Raw genomic sequence first — 15,774 nt, 5'->3', positions numbered from 1 at the left:
TCCGTTTCGGGCTCGGCCGAGGAACCGGTCCTGGGCCTGCTCCGCTCCTGCGGTTCCGCTCGCCCGCGCGGGACAAGCTCTCACGCCACAGATATCAGGCCTTTTCACCCCTCGCATGTGGGCCGAGCTGCCGTTCGGGGCCACCGTGGGGTGAGAACCGCAGGACGTCGTCGCACCGCGGGCCTCCCCGCAAGGAGCACCGTGCGGGGGCGCCGGGCGGGTGGGGTGGCCGCGGCGGTGGGGTCAGGGCCGCTGCGCGTGCCGGGTCAGGCGGTGATCGTGGCGCAGGGCAGGCCGACGCTCTCCTCCCCGCGGAAGCCCTCCGCGCACGGCCGGGTGCCCGCCGGGAAGTGGCGCTGGGGGTAGGCCTGGTCGCGGTGGGTGCGGAACTTCGCGACGTCCTCCACCTTGGTGTGGGCACTCCAGCCGTTGGTGGTCCACCCACGGGCGCGGATGCGGCCCCACGGCGGAGCGCGGAGTCCGTCCAGTGCGTGTCTTCCAGGGGCCGGCCGCACCCGCGTCGCGGGACGGGGACGGCCCCTGAGCGGATCAACGCCGCACAAGATCATGAGTGACGCCGCCCTGCTCCGGCCGGGGAGCGTCACACATCGGCCTGGCGGAGGTCGGCCAGCAACTCGGCCCGCCCGACGAGCAGTTCGGTCAGGATGCGTCGGGCGGCCCGGAGCAGGTCGGCGACATCGCCGCCCGCGAGGGCGTAGCTGACGGTGGAGCCGTCGCGGATGGAGACGATGATCCCGGAGCGGCGCAGGACGGCCAACTGCTGCGAAAGGCTCGACGGTTCGATGTCGATCTCCGCCAGGAGGTCGCGTACGGGTACCGGGCCGTTCTGGAGAAGCTCCAGTACCCGGATCCGAACCGGGTGTCCCAGCATGCGGAAGAACTCGGCCTTGGCCTGGTAAAGGGGTACCTGCATCGTGCGACGCTCCTGCCGATCATGACGGCCCTGCCTCCGGTGCGTGGCCGCGACTGTCACCGCGCTCGCGGTGGAGTGCAGCCTGATCCTCTCGCCTACCGGCCCCGTACCCCCAAGGGATTGACCTGATCAGGATGTTCCCAATTGAAGAACTCTTCAATTGACGGGCGTACGGGGTCCGGGTGTCGGGGCGCCGGCTACAGCTGCAGATCGGCGTCGATGCGCTTGAGCTGATGGCGCGCCATGGCCAGGTTGGCCTTCGCCTTCTCGAGGACGACATACAGGAAGAGCCCGTTGCCGCCACGGCCCTTGAGCAGCCGGATCAGGTGGTACTGGCTGCCGAGGGTGATCAGGACGTCCTCGATGTCATCCTTCATGCCCAGGTGCTCCATCGTGCGGACCTTGGCGCGGATCACATCGGTGTTCCCGGCGGCGGCGACGGTCAGATCCAGATCCTTTCCTCCGCCCAGCGTGCCCAGCGCCATTCCCGTCGTGTAGTCGACGAGAGCCGCGCCCAAAGCGCCCTCGATAGATGTCATGGTCTCCTTGAGAGAGACTTCCACGTTGGCCATACCCACGCTCATTTCCTCGTCGGCCTGCCCTCGCAGGCGGCTGGTCGTCCCGGCCGGATCGGGCCAGGACGTGCCGGGGACGTTACGCAGCGTGGCGGCATGGGGGGTGAAAAGCCTGATGACGGACAATAGGACCGTCATCTCACTGTAGGATCCGCGCCCGGTGTGCGGCTGCGGCGGCCGGCCCGGGACGACGGGTGAGCCACCGTCCGCAGGTCAGCCGGCTGCCGAGCCGTCCTGCCGCAGGGCGGCGGCGACATCGGGGACGTAGGTCTGCAGGTCGCGCGGCGGTCGCTCGTAGCCGGTCGCCGGGGGGCGCGGGGGCAGTTCCAGCGGGGGTCGCTCCACTTCGTGATAGTCGATCGTGGACAGCAGGTGATCGATCATGTTGATCCGGGCACTGCGCTTGTCGTCGCTGGCGACGACGTTCCACGGCGCTTCGGGAATGTCGGTGTGGACGAACATCTCGTCCTTGGCGCGGGAGTACGCCTCCCAGCGGGAGACGGACTCGAGGTCCATCGGTGACAGCTTCCAGCGCCGGGTGGGGTCCTCCAGCCGGGCCCGGAAGCGCTGCTCCTGGACGGCGTCGCTCACGGAGAACCAGTACTTGCGCAGCAGGATGCCGTCCTCGACGAGCAGCCGCTCGAAGATCGGGCACTGGTGCAGGAAGCGGACGTACTCCTCCTTGGTGCAGAACCCCATGACGTGCTCGACGCCCGCGCGGTTGTACCAGCTGCGGTCGAACAGCACGATTTCGCCGGCTGCTGGAAGGTGCTCGACATAGCGCTGGAAGTACCACTGCGAGCGTTCGCGTCCCGTCGGCGCCGGCAGGGCGGCGATGCGGGCGACGCGGGGGTTGAGGTGCTCGGTGACGCGCTTGATGGTGCTGCCCTTGCCGGCCGCGTCCCGCCCCTCGAAGACCACGACCAGCCGGGCGCCCTCGGCACGCACCCATTCCTGCAGCTTGACCAGTTCCACCTGCAGGCGCAGCAACTCGCGTTCGTAGCTGCGCCGTGGCAGCAGGCTGGCGGTGACGTCGTCCTTGCGGGCTTTCTTGCCGGATGCCACGGGAGCCTCCCGGAGTCGGCGGGTGCGGATGCTCCACGCTAGGCCGTTCCGCGGGGGAGGGCCTCCTGGACGCGGTGACGCGGTGGTGCTGTCGGCGACGCGCGTTCCGGTGGGTTCTGCCCTATCTGGGTCGCCGTCCCCGCAGTACGGTGCGGGAGGGCACTCGATTTTCCACGGTCGACACCGGTGGCTCTTCCCGGCACGCCCGCGTACGCGGCCCGGGCCACGCTGGCCCGCCTCTTCCCCGGCCGCGTCGTCGAGCAGCTCAACATCGGCCGCCTCGGCGCCGGTGGGGGCGGCATCCACTGCGTCACCCAGCAGCAGCCGGTCGCCTAGGCGGCCCTCGCGGGCAACCGCCTGCATCCGAGGGTGATCGTTCGGGTGATGTTGCGCAACCCACGGGCAGATCGGCAGTTGGTCAGACCGCTGCTCCATCGCAGCGTGCCCTGTCCGTACGTGTTCTGCTCGTGAAGGATCGTCCATGCTCAAGAAGTACTTCGCCACGACCGCGGTGGCCGTGTCCCTGGTCGGCGTCTCGGCCGCGTTCGCCTCCCCGGCCCTGGCCATCGGCAACGACGGCGGTGCCTCCACCGTCAACGGCAACGGCGCCGAGCAGTCCTACGGCAACACCCACACCGACGGCGTGCTCAGCCCGCAGATGGGCCTGGTCCAGGGCTCGGCCAACAAGCTGTGCGCCGGCCTCCCGGTCAAGGCCAACGTCGGGTCGCTGGTCGGCATCCTGGTGCCCGTCACCGTCCAGGACGTGCAGGTCCTGTCCTCCCCGCAGAACCAGCAGTGCACCGAGAACTCCTCCCAGATCAAGGGCGACGAGCCGCTCTCGCACCTGGCGGACGACATCCCGATCCTGTCCGGGAACGGCGCCGGCAACAGCTGACGTCGCCCCCGGGAGCCGGAGCGCCGGCACGTTCCCAGCGCTCCGGCCCCCGGAAGCAGACGTGGTTCAGCGGGCCACGAAGGGCCGGGAGACAACGGTGACGGCGACGGAGAGGGCGGCCGCCGCCGTGATGGCCGTGCCGGGGGAGAAGTGCTGGGCGACGCCGCCGGCGAACACGGCTCCCAGGCCCTGGCACGTCATCCGGCCGGCGGACTCCACTCCCTGGACCTGGCCGCGGACCGGCACGGGCGTCAGCTCCAGCAGCTGCTCCTGGAGCGGCAGCGTGGCGGCGAATCCGGCACTGGCCAGGAACACCGCGACGGTCGCCACGAGCATGGGCGGGTGGACGGCGAACAGCAGGTAGGGGACGGCGAGCAGCAGTCGCAGGGCGAAGGCCCAGCGACGCCGCTGCCCGGCGGTGAGCACCCGCCCGACCGTCAGGTCGCCGAGGAGCATGCCGGCCGATCCGGCGGCCAGAAAGGTGCCGGCGTGGTCGGGGGCGTAGGAGATGAACAGGGCCTCGCAGCCGGCGATCAGGCCGTTGGGGACCCACAGGTTCAGCAGCAGCGCCCGCCGGCCGCCAGGGGAGAACAGTGCGAGGTTCGTCGTCCAGGTCCGGCGCAGTCCGGAGCGGCGGGCCGACCGGAGCGGGCGTTCGCGGACCGTGGCCGCCACGACGATCAATCCGACTCCGGTCAGGGCTGTTGCGGCGCCGAAGACCGCGTGCGGACTCAGGTACCGCAGGAGTACCGCGCCGATGGCGTAGCCGAGGATGGCCATGCCGCCGGAGGTGATGTTCATCAGCGAACGGGCCAGGGCGTACGCGGAGGTCGGCACGACCTCGGCGAGCAACCCCATCCGCGTTCCGGTCCCCAGGGACTGGAAGAAGCCGAGCACCAGCAGCAGGCCGAACCGGGCAGCGAGCGGCAGTCCCGGAAGGGCCTGGGCGGCAACGCCCGCGAGCGAGACCCACTGCAGCGTGAGCAGGGTCCGGCGCGGACGACTGCCGTCCGCGACCGACATCAGCGTCAGCGCACCGAGCACCGTCGCGAACGTGGCGCCGTACATGCTCACGGCGGTCAGGAGCGGGGAGCGGGTCTGACGGTTGACCAGCGTGCCCAGCGCGAAGCCCGACAGCGTGCTCGCGGCGACGTTCAGGGTGAAGCCGGCATACAGGCCGGCGAACTCACGGTTGCGCAGCAGGGCGCGGTAGCTGGTGGCGGGCAGGGGACGGCACGGGGAGGGGTCGGTAGGCATGAAAAAAGCCTCCGCGCGCACCCAAGAGGGGCGCCGAAGGCCAACGGGTCCATTTTAGCAGCCGGCCCGGCCCCGCCCCGCCCGCGGCGGCCCCGCCGGCCAGGGATGACGGACCTGGCGCGGTGGGACCGGCGGTGTCACATGTGGGCGGTGCTCGGTGCCGCCTCCCCGTCCATGCTGGGGATCCGCGGAGCGCCGCGCCGGTAGAGGACCACCGTGACCAGGAAGCCGAGCAGGAAGAAGCCGGCCGACCACCAGTACGCGGTGGAGTAGCTCTCCAGCTGCGCCTGCGCCTGCGCCCCGGGGGTCGGCTTCCTGCCGACCAGGTAGCTGGTCGCGGCGCTGGTCGCCAGGGTGTTCAGCAGCGCGGTGCCGATCGAACCGCCGACCTGCTGGCTGGTGTTGACCATCGCCGAGGCCACGCCCGCGTCGTGCGGTGCCACGCCGGAGGTCGCCAGGCTCATGCCCGGGGCGAAGACCAGCCCGAGACCGAGGCCCATGAGCATCAGCGGGAACAGCACGTGCGGGACGTACGTGCTGGTCAGGTCGAGCTGCGTCATCCAGACCATGGCGCCGGCCGCGATGAGCATGCCGGTCGGGACGATGGGCTTGGCGCCGAAGCGCGGAACGAGGTTGTTGGTGGTGATCACCGAGATGACGACCATCACGGCGACCATCGGCAGGAAGGCGCAGCCGGTCTTGACGGGGGAGTAGTGCAGGGACTGCTGCAGGTAGTACGTCAGGAAGAGGAAGACCCCGAACATCCCGGCGCCGGAGATGAACATCGCCGCGAAGGACGCCCCGCGGTCGCGGTCCAGGACGACCCGCAGTGGCAGCAGCGGGTGCTCGGCCCGGGTCTGCCACCAGCCGAACGCGGCCACGAGTACCGCGCCGACCGTCAGGAAGCCCCAGGTCTGGGGCGAACTCCAGGCATGCGTCTCGGCGTTGGAGAACCCGTAGACGATACAGAACAGACCGGCGGAGACCAGGATCGTGCCGGGCACGTCCAGCTTGGGCCGGTCGGCCGGTGCTCCGGGCTGCAGGAGGCGCACCGCACCGACGAAGGCGACGACGGCGATGATGAGGTTGACGTACAGGCACCAGCGCCAGTCCAGGTACTCCGTCAGCACACCGCCGAGCAGCAGCCCCACCGCGCCGCCCGCGCCGGCGATCGCGCCGTAGATACCGAAGGCCTTCGCCCGTTCCTTGGGGTCGGTGAAGGTCGTGGTGAGCAGCGAGAGCGCGGCCGGTGCGAGCATCGCGCCGAACAGGCCCTGCAGGGCGCGGGCCGCGACGAGCATGCCGAAGCTGGTGGCCGCGCCACCGAGCGCGGAGGCCAGCGCGAACCCGACGAGTCCGATGAGAAAGACCTTCTTGCGGCCGATCAGGTCCGCGATCCGGCCGCCGAGCAGCAGCAGTGAGCCGAAGGCGAGGGCGTAGGCGGTGACGATCCACTGCCGGTTGCCGTCGGTGAAACCGAGGTCGGCCTGGGCGGACGGCAGCGCGATGTTCACGATCGTCGCGTCGAGCACCACCATGAGCTGCGCGAGTCCGATCACGCCCAGCACCCACCAGCGGTGCGAGGGGTGGTCGGCGTCGGGACCCCGTTTGCGCCGAGCGTCCGTGACGGGAGCGGCCGGGCTACTGGCTGTGTGCTCTCCGGAGGTGGTGGCCATGCGCGCATCTCCTTACGGCGTCAGGCTTCCCTGCCCCACGCTAAGCGGAGCGCTGCGTTCCTGCCATGTGAGGAGAGAGCTTCACGATCCTGACCTGCGAAGATGCTGCCGGAAGTGGCGCGGGGGTCCGGTCGGTCGACGCCGCAGGACGGGGCAGGCTGCAAGCTGTGTCGGGGGCGGCGGGTCCGGCATGGCTCACCGGACCCGCCGACCGCTCAGCTCACACGGCCGTGGTGATCGCCCGGCCGAGGTGCCGGGCGAAGAAGCGGGCCGCGCTGTCGGCCTCGAACCGGGGCAGTTCCTTGTGCCGGCCGGAGTTGACGTGCAGGGACTTCTCGGGGGAGGCGAAGGCGTCGAACAGCGCGAGGCCCTGCTCGCGGGAGATGTGCTCGTCGTCCCACTGCAGGTCGAACTCGATCGGGATGGTGATCTGTCGCGCCTGCTCGGCCAGGACGTCGGGCCAGTGCTGGCCGAAGACCGCGGCGGTGATCCGGGGTTCGCGGGCGACGAACGGTATGCCGATCGCGGTGCCCATGTTGATGCCCCAGAAGCCGACCGGCCCACCGGGGCCGATCTGCGGGAGTTGCTGCAGGGCGTCGAGGGCCGCGCGGTGTTCGGGCACGGCGAGCTCCGCCAGGTGCGCGTTGTAGCGCACGACGATCGGGCCCTCCGGCTCGCCCGCCGCCCGTGCCCGGAACAACTCGGCGACCTCCGCCTCGTCGTGCGCGGTGCGCGGCCGGTCCCCGTGTCCGGGCGCGTCGAGGACGGCGACGTGGAAGCCGTCGCGCACCAGACGCCGGGCGCGGCCGGACATCGCCGGATGCTTCTTGTGGTTGCCTCCGCCGTGGGTCATCAGGACCAGCGGCGCACGATCGGCCGCACCGCGGGCGGGCGACCAGAGGACACCGGGAACGTCGCCCAGCGTGAAGTCGCGCTCGATCATGCCGTTCGACGACGACTCGGCGGTGAAATGCAGAGAGTACATAGGTCATGCCCTTCGGGAGTGCCTGGTGGTCGAGGCGCTCCCGGCGACAGCTACGTCGATCGCCGGCCGTGACGGGAGGGGGGAGCACCCACAGATACAGCGTTCATGGGTCTCACCTCCTCGGACGGTGTCGCGGTCACCCGGACGGTAGCAGCACGATCATCGCGTCGGCCAGTCCATTTCGCCGGCAGGTGATCGGTGCTCCGGCCGGGTGTCAGTACAGTCCGGCGCGCCGGGCGGTCTCCTCACCGCGCTGCATGCGCGCGTGGCCCTCTTCGCCCAGCGCCCGCACGATGCCCGCGACGACGGTCTCGACGACGGCCAGCGTCGGCACGAGGCTGTCGTAGGGGGACGAGGGGGCGGCGACCTGGCTGGGCAGGACGACGTCGGCGTGGGTGGCGACCGGCGACAGCCAGGCGTCGGTGAACAGGACGACCTTGCCGCCCTGCTCCCGGAGGAGTTCGGCGATGGTGACCTTGTCGTCCTCGTAGCGGCGGTAGTCGAAGATCACCAGGATGTCGCGGCGGGTCAGGGCGGTGAGGACGGCGGTGCGCTCGACATCGCGGTCGGGAAGGAAGCGGACGTCGTCGCGCAGCTGCATGAGGTGCAGCCCCAGGTACTGGGCGAGCAACTGCGTGAAGCGGCCGCCGGCCAGGGTGACGCGGCGCTTGCGGTCGGCCAGCAGCCGGATGGCGTGTTCGAGGTCGTGCGGGGGCGTCTCGGCCAGGCTGCGGGCCACGGCGGCGCTGAAGACCGCGCTGCTGTGCTGGAGCAGGGTGGCGGCATCGACCGCCGGTTCCCCGCTCGCGGCGCTCCGGTCTGCGGCGTCCTCGGCGGGTGTGCCGAGGACGCCGGCGTCGTAGAGGGTCAGGGGGGAGGCGTTGCGGGCGTCGAGTTCGGTGCGCAGGGCGGCCTGGAAGTCGGGCATGCCGCGGTAGCCGATCCGGCCGAGGAAGCGCAGCACCGTCGGTGCGCTGACGGCGGCGCGGTCGGCCAGCGTGGCCACCGTCTCGAAGCCGGCGGCGGGCCAGCCGGCGAGCAGCACGCGGCCGACCTTGCGTTCCGCGGGGCTGCACTCACCGAGACGACGGCGTAGCTCTTCGGCGAGCGGTCCAGCGACCATGGGGGAGCGGTCCTTCCGGGCGGGGTGGAACGGGGCGGTTGCCTGCTCGATGGAGCCTAGTGTCGAAGGGCGCGTCGGCGGGCCGGGCACGGGACGGGGGCGTGTGCCCGGCGGCCGGAGCGGAGCGTGCTACTGCGGGCCGATGGCCACGGTCAGGTCCTGGAAGGACGTGGCGGTGGTGCCGTCGGCGCTCCAGGACCGGGTCCGGGCGGTCCTGGTGAAGTCGACCCGGAAGGTCGGCCCGCTCTCGAAGGTGGTGGCGGTGGCGGTGCGCCGGGTGGTGGCGAGCAGGGCGTGGGCGGTGCCGACGAAGGAGTAGGGCGCCGCCCGGTCGTTCGCGGCGCTGGCGAATACGTCGTGGTTGGCCGGCACGGGGCCGGTGGCGGCGGGGTGCAGGGCGGCCTTGGCCGGGGAGGGCAGCACCGTCCAGCGGTCGGCGTCGTAGCCGTCGCCGGCGGTCAGGTAGCTGTAGCGCACGTCGCGCACGGACCACCCGGCTCCGGCGGTGCGGGTGGTGCGGGCGTGGCGCAGGTCCAGGACGCTGACCCCGTGCTCGCCCAGGACGTGCAGGGACTGGCGGCGGGTGCCGGCGTGCTCGACCTCCAGGGCGGTGTTCTCGTCCAGGGCGAAGACCCGCTCCTGGCCGGTGTCGGCGGCCAGCCGGATCGCGCGGCCTTCGCGCCCGTAGGTGCCGGTGTGGGTGTCCAGCAGGCCGGTGGAGAGGAAGCCGAAGCCGCCTGCGGGAACGTAGCCGAGCTTGGCGGGGTCGTCGAAGTAGCCGGGGGCGCTGCCGTCGCGCAGGGCCTGGTAGCTGTCGCCGCCGGTCACCATGTCGGGGCCGGCGGCGATCTGGGCGCCGGCGCTGGAGCCGGAGACGACGGCTCCCGCGGCGAGCTTGGTCCGGATCGCGGCCAGCACTTTGGAGTCGGTGTGGGCGGCGCCGTGGAGCATGGTGGTGAGGTAGCGGTACTGGTCGCCGCCGCCGAAGAAGAAGCCGGTCATGGAGTTGACCTGGGCGACGACCTGGTCTGCGTCGGCGTTGGCGAGGTGGTCGAGGTCGATGGGGATCCATTGGGCGTCGGCCGCGCCGTAGGACGTGAACAGCCCCGCGTAGTAGGCGCCGTTGCACTCGGAGTTGCTGCAGGTGGCCGGATCCCCGGCGGCGGGGTCCTGGCTGGGCGGCACGGACGCGCCGGTGAGGACGCCGATGCGGGCGTGCCCGCCGCCGCCGGCCTTGTTGATGATCTCGTGGTAGATCTCGGCGTTGGCCTCCTTCAGGCCCCCGCCGACCAGGATCAGGGTGCCGCCGGGCTGCTGCGGGTGGCGGTCGCTGTGCGCGGCGGCGAGGGGGCCGGTGGCGGCGACCACGGCCAGGGCCGCCGCCAGGACGGCGGCCCTGCTCAGGGCGGGACGGTAGCGGTGCGGGCGCGGGGTGCGGGCGGGCGATGCCATGCGGGCCTCCAGGACGAGCGGGTGGGCGGTGCGGGGTGTCAGGGCAGAGCGGGTGCGCCGGGACCGGGTCCCAGGCGGGCGATGAGCGCGGCGAGCAGGGCGACGCGGGCGGGGACGCTGGTGGTGTCCAGCCACTCCTGGGGGGAGTGGTCGGCTCCGCCCACCGGGCCCAGCCCGTCCAGGGTCGGGGTGCCGGCCCCGGAGGTGAGGTTGGCGTCCCCGACCCCGCCGGTGGCCATGCCGCCGAACTCCAGGCCCAGGCCGGCGCCGGCCGCGCGGGCCTGGGCGAACAGCGTGCGGGCGGCGGCGCTGTCCTCCATCGGCGGGCAGATGTCGCCCTGGCGCAGGATGGCCCGGGTGTCTCGCACGTCGGTGCGGGCGACGAGTTCCCTGACGGTGCCGAGGGCCTGGTGCAGTCCGGCCACGGTGGTGGCCCGGATCTCGGCCCGCAACTCGGCCTCGGGGCAGACGATGTTGGTCCGCGTTCCGGCGCGGATCACGCCGACGTTGACCGACACCCCCTCCCAGCGGCCGTTGAGTGCCTGCAGCTGGATCAGCAGATGGGCGGCGGCCAGGGCCGCGTTGGCGCCGCGCTCGGGTTCGATGCCCGAATGGGCGGCGCGCCCGGTGACGGTGATCTCCAGGTCGCTGACGCCCTTGCGGGCCAGGACCAGGTCCCCGTTCTCCCGGGCGCACTCCAGCGCCAGCGCGTAGTCCATCTCCGCGGCGACGGCTCGGGTGACCGCGCCGCTGGCCGGGGAGCCGATCTCCTCGTCGGGGGTGGCCAGCAGGACGAGTTCGGCGTAGTCCTCGAAGCCCGTGGCGGCCAGGAGTTCCAGGGCCGTCAGCCCCGCGAGCAGCCCGCCCTTGTCGTCGCTGACGCCGGGACCGTGCGCCCGGGTGCCGTTCAGGTGGAAGGGGCGGGCCGCGGCGGTGCCGTCCTCGAAGACGGTGTCCATGTGGGCGATGAGCAGGATGCGCCGGCCGCCCCGGGCCGGGGGGCGGTTGCCGGTCCGCCGGGCCAGCAGTACGTCGCCGACGGGGCGGCCCTGCGGCCCCTGGACCGGGAGGTGGTCGGTGCGGAAGCCCAGCGGGGCCAGCCGGGCGGCGATGAAGTGGCCGACGCGGTTGACGCCCGCGGGGCTGTGGGAGCCGGAGTCGATGGCGACCAGGTCGGCGAGGTCGGACAGGAAGCGCGGCAGGGCGGCTTGCGCCAGGGGCAGCAGGGTGGCGGCGGACGGTGCGGAAGGGGTCTGCCGGGCGGTGGTGCTCACAGGACCTTCGACACGAAGGCGCGGGTGCGCTCGTGCGCCGGGTCGAGAAGGACCTGGCGCGGGGGCCCGGCCTCGACGATGACGCCCTCGTCCATGAACACGGCGGTGTCGGCGACCTGGCGGGCGAAGCCGATCTCGTGGGTGACCACGACCATGGTCATGCCGTCGGCGGCCAGGTCGCGCATCACGTCCAGGACGTCGCCGACGAGTTCCGGGTCGAGCGCGGAGGTGGGCTCGTCGAACAGCATCAGCTTCGGTTCCATGGCCAGGGCCCGGGCGATGGCCACGCGCTGCTGCTGCCCGCCGGACAGCTGCGCGGGGTAGTGGTCCGCGCGGTCGCCCAGGCCGACCCGGTCCAGCAGGCGCTGGGCCTGGGTGCGGGCGTCCGTCCGGTTGGTGCCCGCGACGTTGACCGGCGCCTCCATGATGTTCTGCAGGGCGGTCAGGTGCGGGAAGAGGTTGAAGCGCTGGAAGACCATGCCGATGTCGCGGCGGCGGGCGGCGACCTCGCGCGGTCGCAGTTCGTGCAGCTTGTCGCCGTGGCGGCGGTAGCCGACGAGGTCACCGTCGACGGTGAGCCGACCGGCGTCGACCTTCTCCAGGTGGTTGATGCAGCGCAGGAAGGTGGACTTGCCGGAGCCGGAGGGCCCCAGCAGGCAGCACACCTGACCGCGGTCGACCGTCAGATCGATGCCCTTGAGGACCTCGAGCCGGCCGAAGTGTTTGCGCACGCCCTGGGCGTGCACCATGGGAACGGACATGCCCTCAGCTCTCCTGCTCGGTGCGGTCGGCGCCGCGGGTCGGCCGCGGCGCCAGGAAGCGGCCGGCGGTTCCGGTGAACATCCGCCGCAGCGGCGAGGCGGCGGCCGTACCGGCGCCGCCGCGGCCGTAGCGGCGCTCCAGGCGGGCCTGCGGGATGCTCAGCAGGCTGGTCAGCGCCAGGTACCACAGGCTGGCCACCACGAGCATCGGGATGACCTGGTAGTTCTGCGCGTACACGTCCTGGATGTTGGACATCAGGTCGTGGGCGCCGATCACCGAGACGTAGGCCGTGGTCTTGAGCATGTTGATGGTCTCGTTGCCCATCGGCGGAATGATCACCTTCATCGCCTGCGGCAGCACGATCCGGCGCATCGTCAGGGACGGGGGCATGCCCAGCGAGTGCGCCGCCTCGCTCTGGCCGGTGTCGACGGACTGGATGCCGGCCCGCACGATCTCCGAGGCGTAGGCGGCCTCGTTCAGGCCCAGGGCGAGCAGGGCGGCGATGGCCGGGGTGAGGAGTGTGTTGGTGTCGAACTGGACGAACGTGACGTGGGTGAACGGGATCCCGATCATCACGTGCTTGTACAGGGCCGCGGCGTAGGCCCAGAAGATGATCTGGACCAGCAGCGGGGTGCCCCGGAACACCCAGACGAACAGCGAGGACAGGCCCCGGAGCACCGGGTTGGCCGACAGCCGCAGCACCGCGACCAAGGTGCCCAGGCCCAGGCCGAGCGCCATCGCGGCGACGGTCAGCCATAGCGTGGTGACCAGGCCCTGGAAGACGAGGTCGGCGAGCAGGTAGTGCCCGATCACGTCCCAGTGCAGGTTGGGGTTCTTGGCCAGGGAGCCGAGCAAGCCGACCAGGCCGACGGCGGCGAGCGCGGCCGCCGCCCAGCGGCCCCAGTGGCGTACGGGCACCGTCTGCAGCTGCTCGGCTGCGGCGTCGCCGACCGGTCCCGGGCGCGAGGTGCCGGCTGCCGCGGCAGCCGGAAGGGGAGTGGCGGGCACGTCAGTCCACCGCACCGTTCTTGGCCGCCTTCTTGACCACGATGGACGCGATCCCGTACTGGTCGAAGATCTTGGTGACGGTGCCGTCGTCGATCAGCGACTGCAGTGCCTTCTGCACGGCGTCGGTGAGTCCGGGCAGGTCTTTGGAGATCGCGATCCCGTTGGGGGAGGCGTTGTAGCCGCCCTGGGCGGCCGGGTCGTCGACGACCTCGAAGACCGCCCCGTTGTCGGCGGTCTTGGCGGTCCAGCCGGCGGCGGGCTTGTCGAGCACGTCGGCGACGACCTTGCCGCTGCGCAGGGCGAGCTGGGCGTCGGAGTCCTTGGGGAAGGTCTGGACGGTGATGGCGTCCTTGCCCGCGGCCTTGCAGGCGTCCTGCCGGGCGGCGAGCAGCTTCTGCTGGTTGGTGCCGGACTGCACGGCGGCCTTGTGGCCGCACAGGTCGTCCAGCGTGGCGATGTGCGCGGGGTTGCCCTTGGCGACCAGGATGCCGGTGCCCGAGGCGGAGTAGTCGACGAAGTCGACGACCTGCTCGCGCTTCTTGTTGTCGGTCATCGCGGAGATCGCGGCGTCGAACTTGCCGGCCTGGATGGCGGGGACGATGCCGTCGAACTTCTGCGCGCTGAAGGTGAAGCGCACGCCGAGCTTGGCGCCCAGCGCCTGGCCGAGGTCGAAGTCCGCGCCGGTCATCTCGGTGCCGCCGACCGTCTTGTACATCTCGAACGGCGCGTACGGCAGGTCGCTGGCCACCCGCACCACGCCGGACTTCTTCACCGCGTCGGGCAGGGCCGAGTGCAGCGCGGGGTCCGCGGTGATCGTCACCCCGGCCACCGTGACGGTCGCCGGGGCGGCCGTGGTCGCCGTCGCGCCGCTCTTGTCGCCGGCGCAGGAGCTGAGCAGCAGGGTGCCGCAGACCGCCAGGGCGGCGGCGAGTCTGCGACGGGGGATGGGGCGCGTCATGGTGGGACCTTTCCTCGGCGGGCGCTGCCGGGTCGGCGGGGACCGAACCGGCTTCCAGGCGAAGAAGTTACATATCTTTGAGCATGAGCGCCAGATGTAACGCCGGTTACATGAACGTAACGGGGCCGCGCTACCGTCCTCGGCAGCCGTAGCGGCTCATCAATCGCGTTGTTCGGCGGAGTTCGGGTGCTGTCGGCCAAACATCTATCCATGAATGCGCGACGTGTGTACTTTCTGTTCACGCCGTTCGATGGCACCCGCTGTTCCCCGCCTCGCTCGAGGCGGCACCCCCTCCCCCCCAGGCAATTGGAGGAACCACGTGGGTTCCCGCGTTCACCACCTCTTCGGGCTGCGCCGGCCGGCGCTGGTCCTGGCCGCTCTCCTCGTCGTGACCACCGCGCCCCTTGCGTTGTCCCAGCCGGCCCACGCCTCGGTCACCCGCGTCCGGCTGGGCAGCACCGCGGACGTCAGCCGCACCAGCTGGAACGGCCCCGCGTTCACCATGAACGGCGACGGCGCCGTGGTGCCGGCCACGATGGCCAAGGCCATCGCCGCCATCACCGGCGGCACCGGCTCACTCGACGTCACCGTGCTGGCCGACTCCGCGCCCAGCTCGGGCAGCGACACCCCCGAATGCGATGTCATCACCGGGCTGACCGGCGTCAACTCCTGTACCACCGACGTCCTCACCTCGGCCGCGGACGGGAACAGCGCGCAGGTCAACACGGACATCCGCAACGCCGAGTTCGTCTATTTCGCCGGCGGCAACCAGTGCGTGTACGCCTCCTGGAAGGGCACGTCCCTGCAGGCGTCGGTGCAGTCCGTGGTGGCCAAGGGCGGCGGCTCCGGCGGCGGAAGCGCCGGCACCCACATCAACAGCGCCATCGTGTACGACGCCTGCGGCGGCAGCAGCGGCACCGACTCGGCCACGGCGCTGGCCAACCCCTACGACTCCACGGTGACCTTCACCACCGGCATGTTCAGCTGGCCGCACTACGCCGACACCATCAACGACTCCCACTTCGTCACTCGCGACCGCATGGGCCGCACCATGGCGTTCGTGGCCCGCGCTCTCAAGGACGGGCTGACCACCTCGGGCAAGGCCTGGGGCGTCGGCATCGAGCAGGGCGGCGGCTCCCTGTTCCTCGACAAGAACGGGCTGGCCACCTTGACCGGGTCCGACGCCTACGTCGTCCTCGGCGACCACACACCCGAGCGGGCCGTCTCCGGGCAGTCGCTGACGTTCTCCAACTACAAGATCTGGCGCCTGACCAACGGCTCCACCTTCGACTTCGCTAACCGCCCCACCTGCGGCTACTACCTCAAGAGCGTCACCAACGGGGTGCCCGACAGCAACCTGTACAGCGGCACCCCCGTCACCCCCTGCACGCCCGGCGGAGGAGGCGGCGGCTCGTCGTACACCGAGGCCGAGGCCAACGACACGCGCACCACTGCCAACGACATCAGCGCCCTCACCTACCCCGCAACGATCACCGGCGGCATGAAGTCCACCGCCGACCGCGACTACTTCAAGGTCAGCCTGATCAGCGGCCAGTGGATCACCGTCACCTGCACGATCCCCAGCGCCTACGACGCCGACCTGTACCTGCTCAACTCCTCCGGCAGCACCCTCGTGCGCTCGGTCAACAACGGCAAGGGCGCAACCGAGTCCCTCGGCTACACCGCCACCAGCTCCGGTGCCCACTACTTCGACCTGGAGGCCTACAGCGGATCGGGCTCGGCCCCGTACAGCTGCACGGTCACCAAGGCCTGACGGGTCGGCCCGCACGTCGGCCTCCCGGCCGTCTCT

General features: G+C 71.4%; 16 protein-coding genes. 3 read left to right on the top strand and 13 right to left on the bottom strand.

Features of this window, described 5'->3' with window-relative positions; genetic code table 11:
* Positions 1-266: 266 nt before the first annotated feature.
* From ABZ721_RS12505 to ppk2, 4 genes are all read right to left on the bottom strand, one after another.
* A complete protein-coding gene (locus ABZ721_RS12505) occupies positions 267-407 on the bottom strand; it encodes a hypothetical protein (protein ID WP_358788607.1) in 141 nt (46 codons plus the stop codon).
* Between the two features lie 194 nt (positions 408-601).
* Positions 602-934 carry a metalloregulator ArsR/SmtB family transcription factor gene (locus ABZ721_RS12500; RefSeq protein WP_358788606.1) on the bottom strand — a complete coding sequence of 111 codons (333 nt, stop codon included), beginning with the start codon at positions 932-934 and terminating at the stop codon, positions 602-604.
* A 197-nt stretch (positions 935-1,131) separates the two neighbouring features.
* On the bottom strand, positions 1,132-1,506 hold the full coding sequence (locus ABZ721_RS12495) for a hypothetical protein (protein ID WP_358788671.1): 375 nt from the start codon (positions 1,504-1,506) through the stop codon (positions 1,132-1,134).
* 216 nt (positions 1,507-1,722) lie between these two features.
* On the bottom strand, positions 1,723-2,574 hold the full coding sequence (ppk2, locus tag ABZ721_RS12490; RefSeq protein ID WP_358788605.1) for a polyphosphate kinase 2: 852 nt from the start codon (positions 2,572-2,574) through the stop codon (positions 1,723-1,725).
* Between the two features lie 186 nt (positions 2,575-2,760).
* Here ppk2 and ABZ721_RS12485 point away from each other — a divergent pair, with 186 nt between their 5' ends.
* Together ABZ721_RS12485 and ABZ721_RS12480 are read left to right on the top strand one after the other, a co-directional pair.
* Entirely contained in the window at positions 2,761-2,910 is a 150-nt protein-coding gene (locus ABZ721_RS12485) for an agmatine deiminase family protein (protein WP_358788604.1), read from the top strand.
* A 145-nt stretch (positions 2,911-3,055) separates the two neighbouring features.
* Entirely contained in the window at positions 3,056-3,469 is a 414-nt protein-coding gene (locus ABZ721_RS12480) for a rodlin (protein ID WP_358788603.1), read from the top strand.
* 66 nt (positions 3,470-3,535) lie between these two features.
* Here ABZ721_RS12480 and ABZ721_RS12475 read toward each other — a convergent pair whose 3' ends face one another.
* The 9 genes from ABZ721_RS12475 to ABZ721_RS12435 form a co-directional block, all read right to left on the bottom strand.
* Complete coding sequence (locus ABZ721_RS12475) at positions 3,536-4,726, bottom strand: hypothetical protein (protein ID WP_358788602.1); 1,191 nt, start codon at positions 4,724-4,726, stop codon at positions 3,536-3,538.
* Positions 4,727-4,863: 137 nt separating this feature from the next.
* Positions 4,864-6,402: an MFS transporter gene (locus ABZ721_RS12470; protein ID WP_358788601.1), complete on the bottom strand. Its 1,539-nt coding sequence runs from the start codon at positions 6,400-6,402 to the stop codon at positions 4,864-4,866.
* 220 nt (positions 6,403-6,622) lie between these two features.
* Positions 6,623-7,387, bottom strand: a complete 765-nt coding sequence (locus tag ABZ721_RS12465) for an alpha/beta hydrolase (RefSeq protein ID WP_358788600.1) — start codon at positions 7,385-7,387, stop codon at positions 6,623-6,625.
* 214 nt (positions 7,388-7,601) lie between these two features.
* The gene (locus ABZ721_RS12460) at positions 7,602-8,510 is read right to left on the bottom strand and encodes a MurR/RpiR family transcriptional regulator (protein WP_358788599.1); all 909 of its coding nucleotides are present in this window, start codon (positions 8,508-8,510) and stop codon (positions 7,602-7,604) included.
* A 129-nt stretch (positions 8,511-8,639) separates the two neighbouring features.
* On the bottom strand, positions 8,640-9,962 hold the full coding sequence (locus ABZ721_RS12455) for a cyanophycinase (protein ID WP_358788598.1): 1,323 nt from the start codon (positions 9,960-9,962) through the stop codon (positions 8,640-8,642).
* Between the two features lie 38 nt (positions 9,963-10,000).
* Entirely contained in the window at positions 10,001-11,236 is a 1,236-nt protein-coding gene (locus ABZ721_RS12450) for a M20 family metallopeptidase (RefSeq protein ID WP_358788597.1), read from the bottom strand.
* Positions 11,233-11,985, bottom strand: a complete 753-nt coding sequence (locus ABZ721_RS12445) for an amino acid ABC transporter ATP-binding protein (RefSeq protein WP_358788670.1) — start codon at positions 11,983-11,985, stop codon at positions 11,233-11,235. Before ABZ721_RS12445 ends, ABZ721_RS12450 begins: the two co-directional genes overlap by 4 nt.
* 16 nt (positions 11,986-12,001) lie before the next feature.
* The gene (locus tag ABZ721_RS12440; RefSeq protein WP_358788669.1) at positions 12,002-12,925 is read right to left on the bottom strand and encodes an amino acid ABC transporter permease; all 924 of its coding nucleotides are present in this window, start codon (positions 12,923-12,925) and stop codon (positions 12,002-12,004) included.
* A gap of 82 nt (positions 12,926-13,007) precedes the next feature.
* The gene (locus ABZ721_RS12435; protein ID WP_358788596.1) at positions 13,008-13,964 is read right to left on the bottom strand and encodes an ABC transporter substrate-binding protein; all 957 of its coding nucleotides are present in this window, start codon (positions 13,962-13,964) and stop codon (positions 13,008-13,010) included.
* Between the two features lie 319 nt (positions 13,965-14,283).
* On the opposite strand from ABZ721_RS12435, the gene ABZ721_RS12430 reads away from it, so the two are divergent.
* A complete protein-coding gene (locus ABZ721_RS12430; RefSeq protein ID WP_358788595.1) occupies positions 14,284-15,738 on the top strand; it encodes a pre-peptidase C-terminal domain-containing protein in 1,455 nt (484 codons plus the stop codon).
* Positions 15,739-15,774 lie beyond the last annotated feature (36 nt).

The sequence above is a fragment of the Streptomyces sp. NPDC006733 genome (assembly GCF_040636125.1).
Lineage (GTDB): Bacteria > Actinomycetota > Actinomycetes > Streptomycetales > Streptomycetaceae > Actinacidiphila.
The sequence above is the reverse complement of the archived record's forward strand: the minus strand, read 5'-3'. Positions and strand labels throughout refer to the sequence as shown.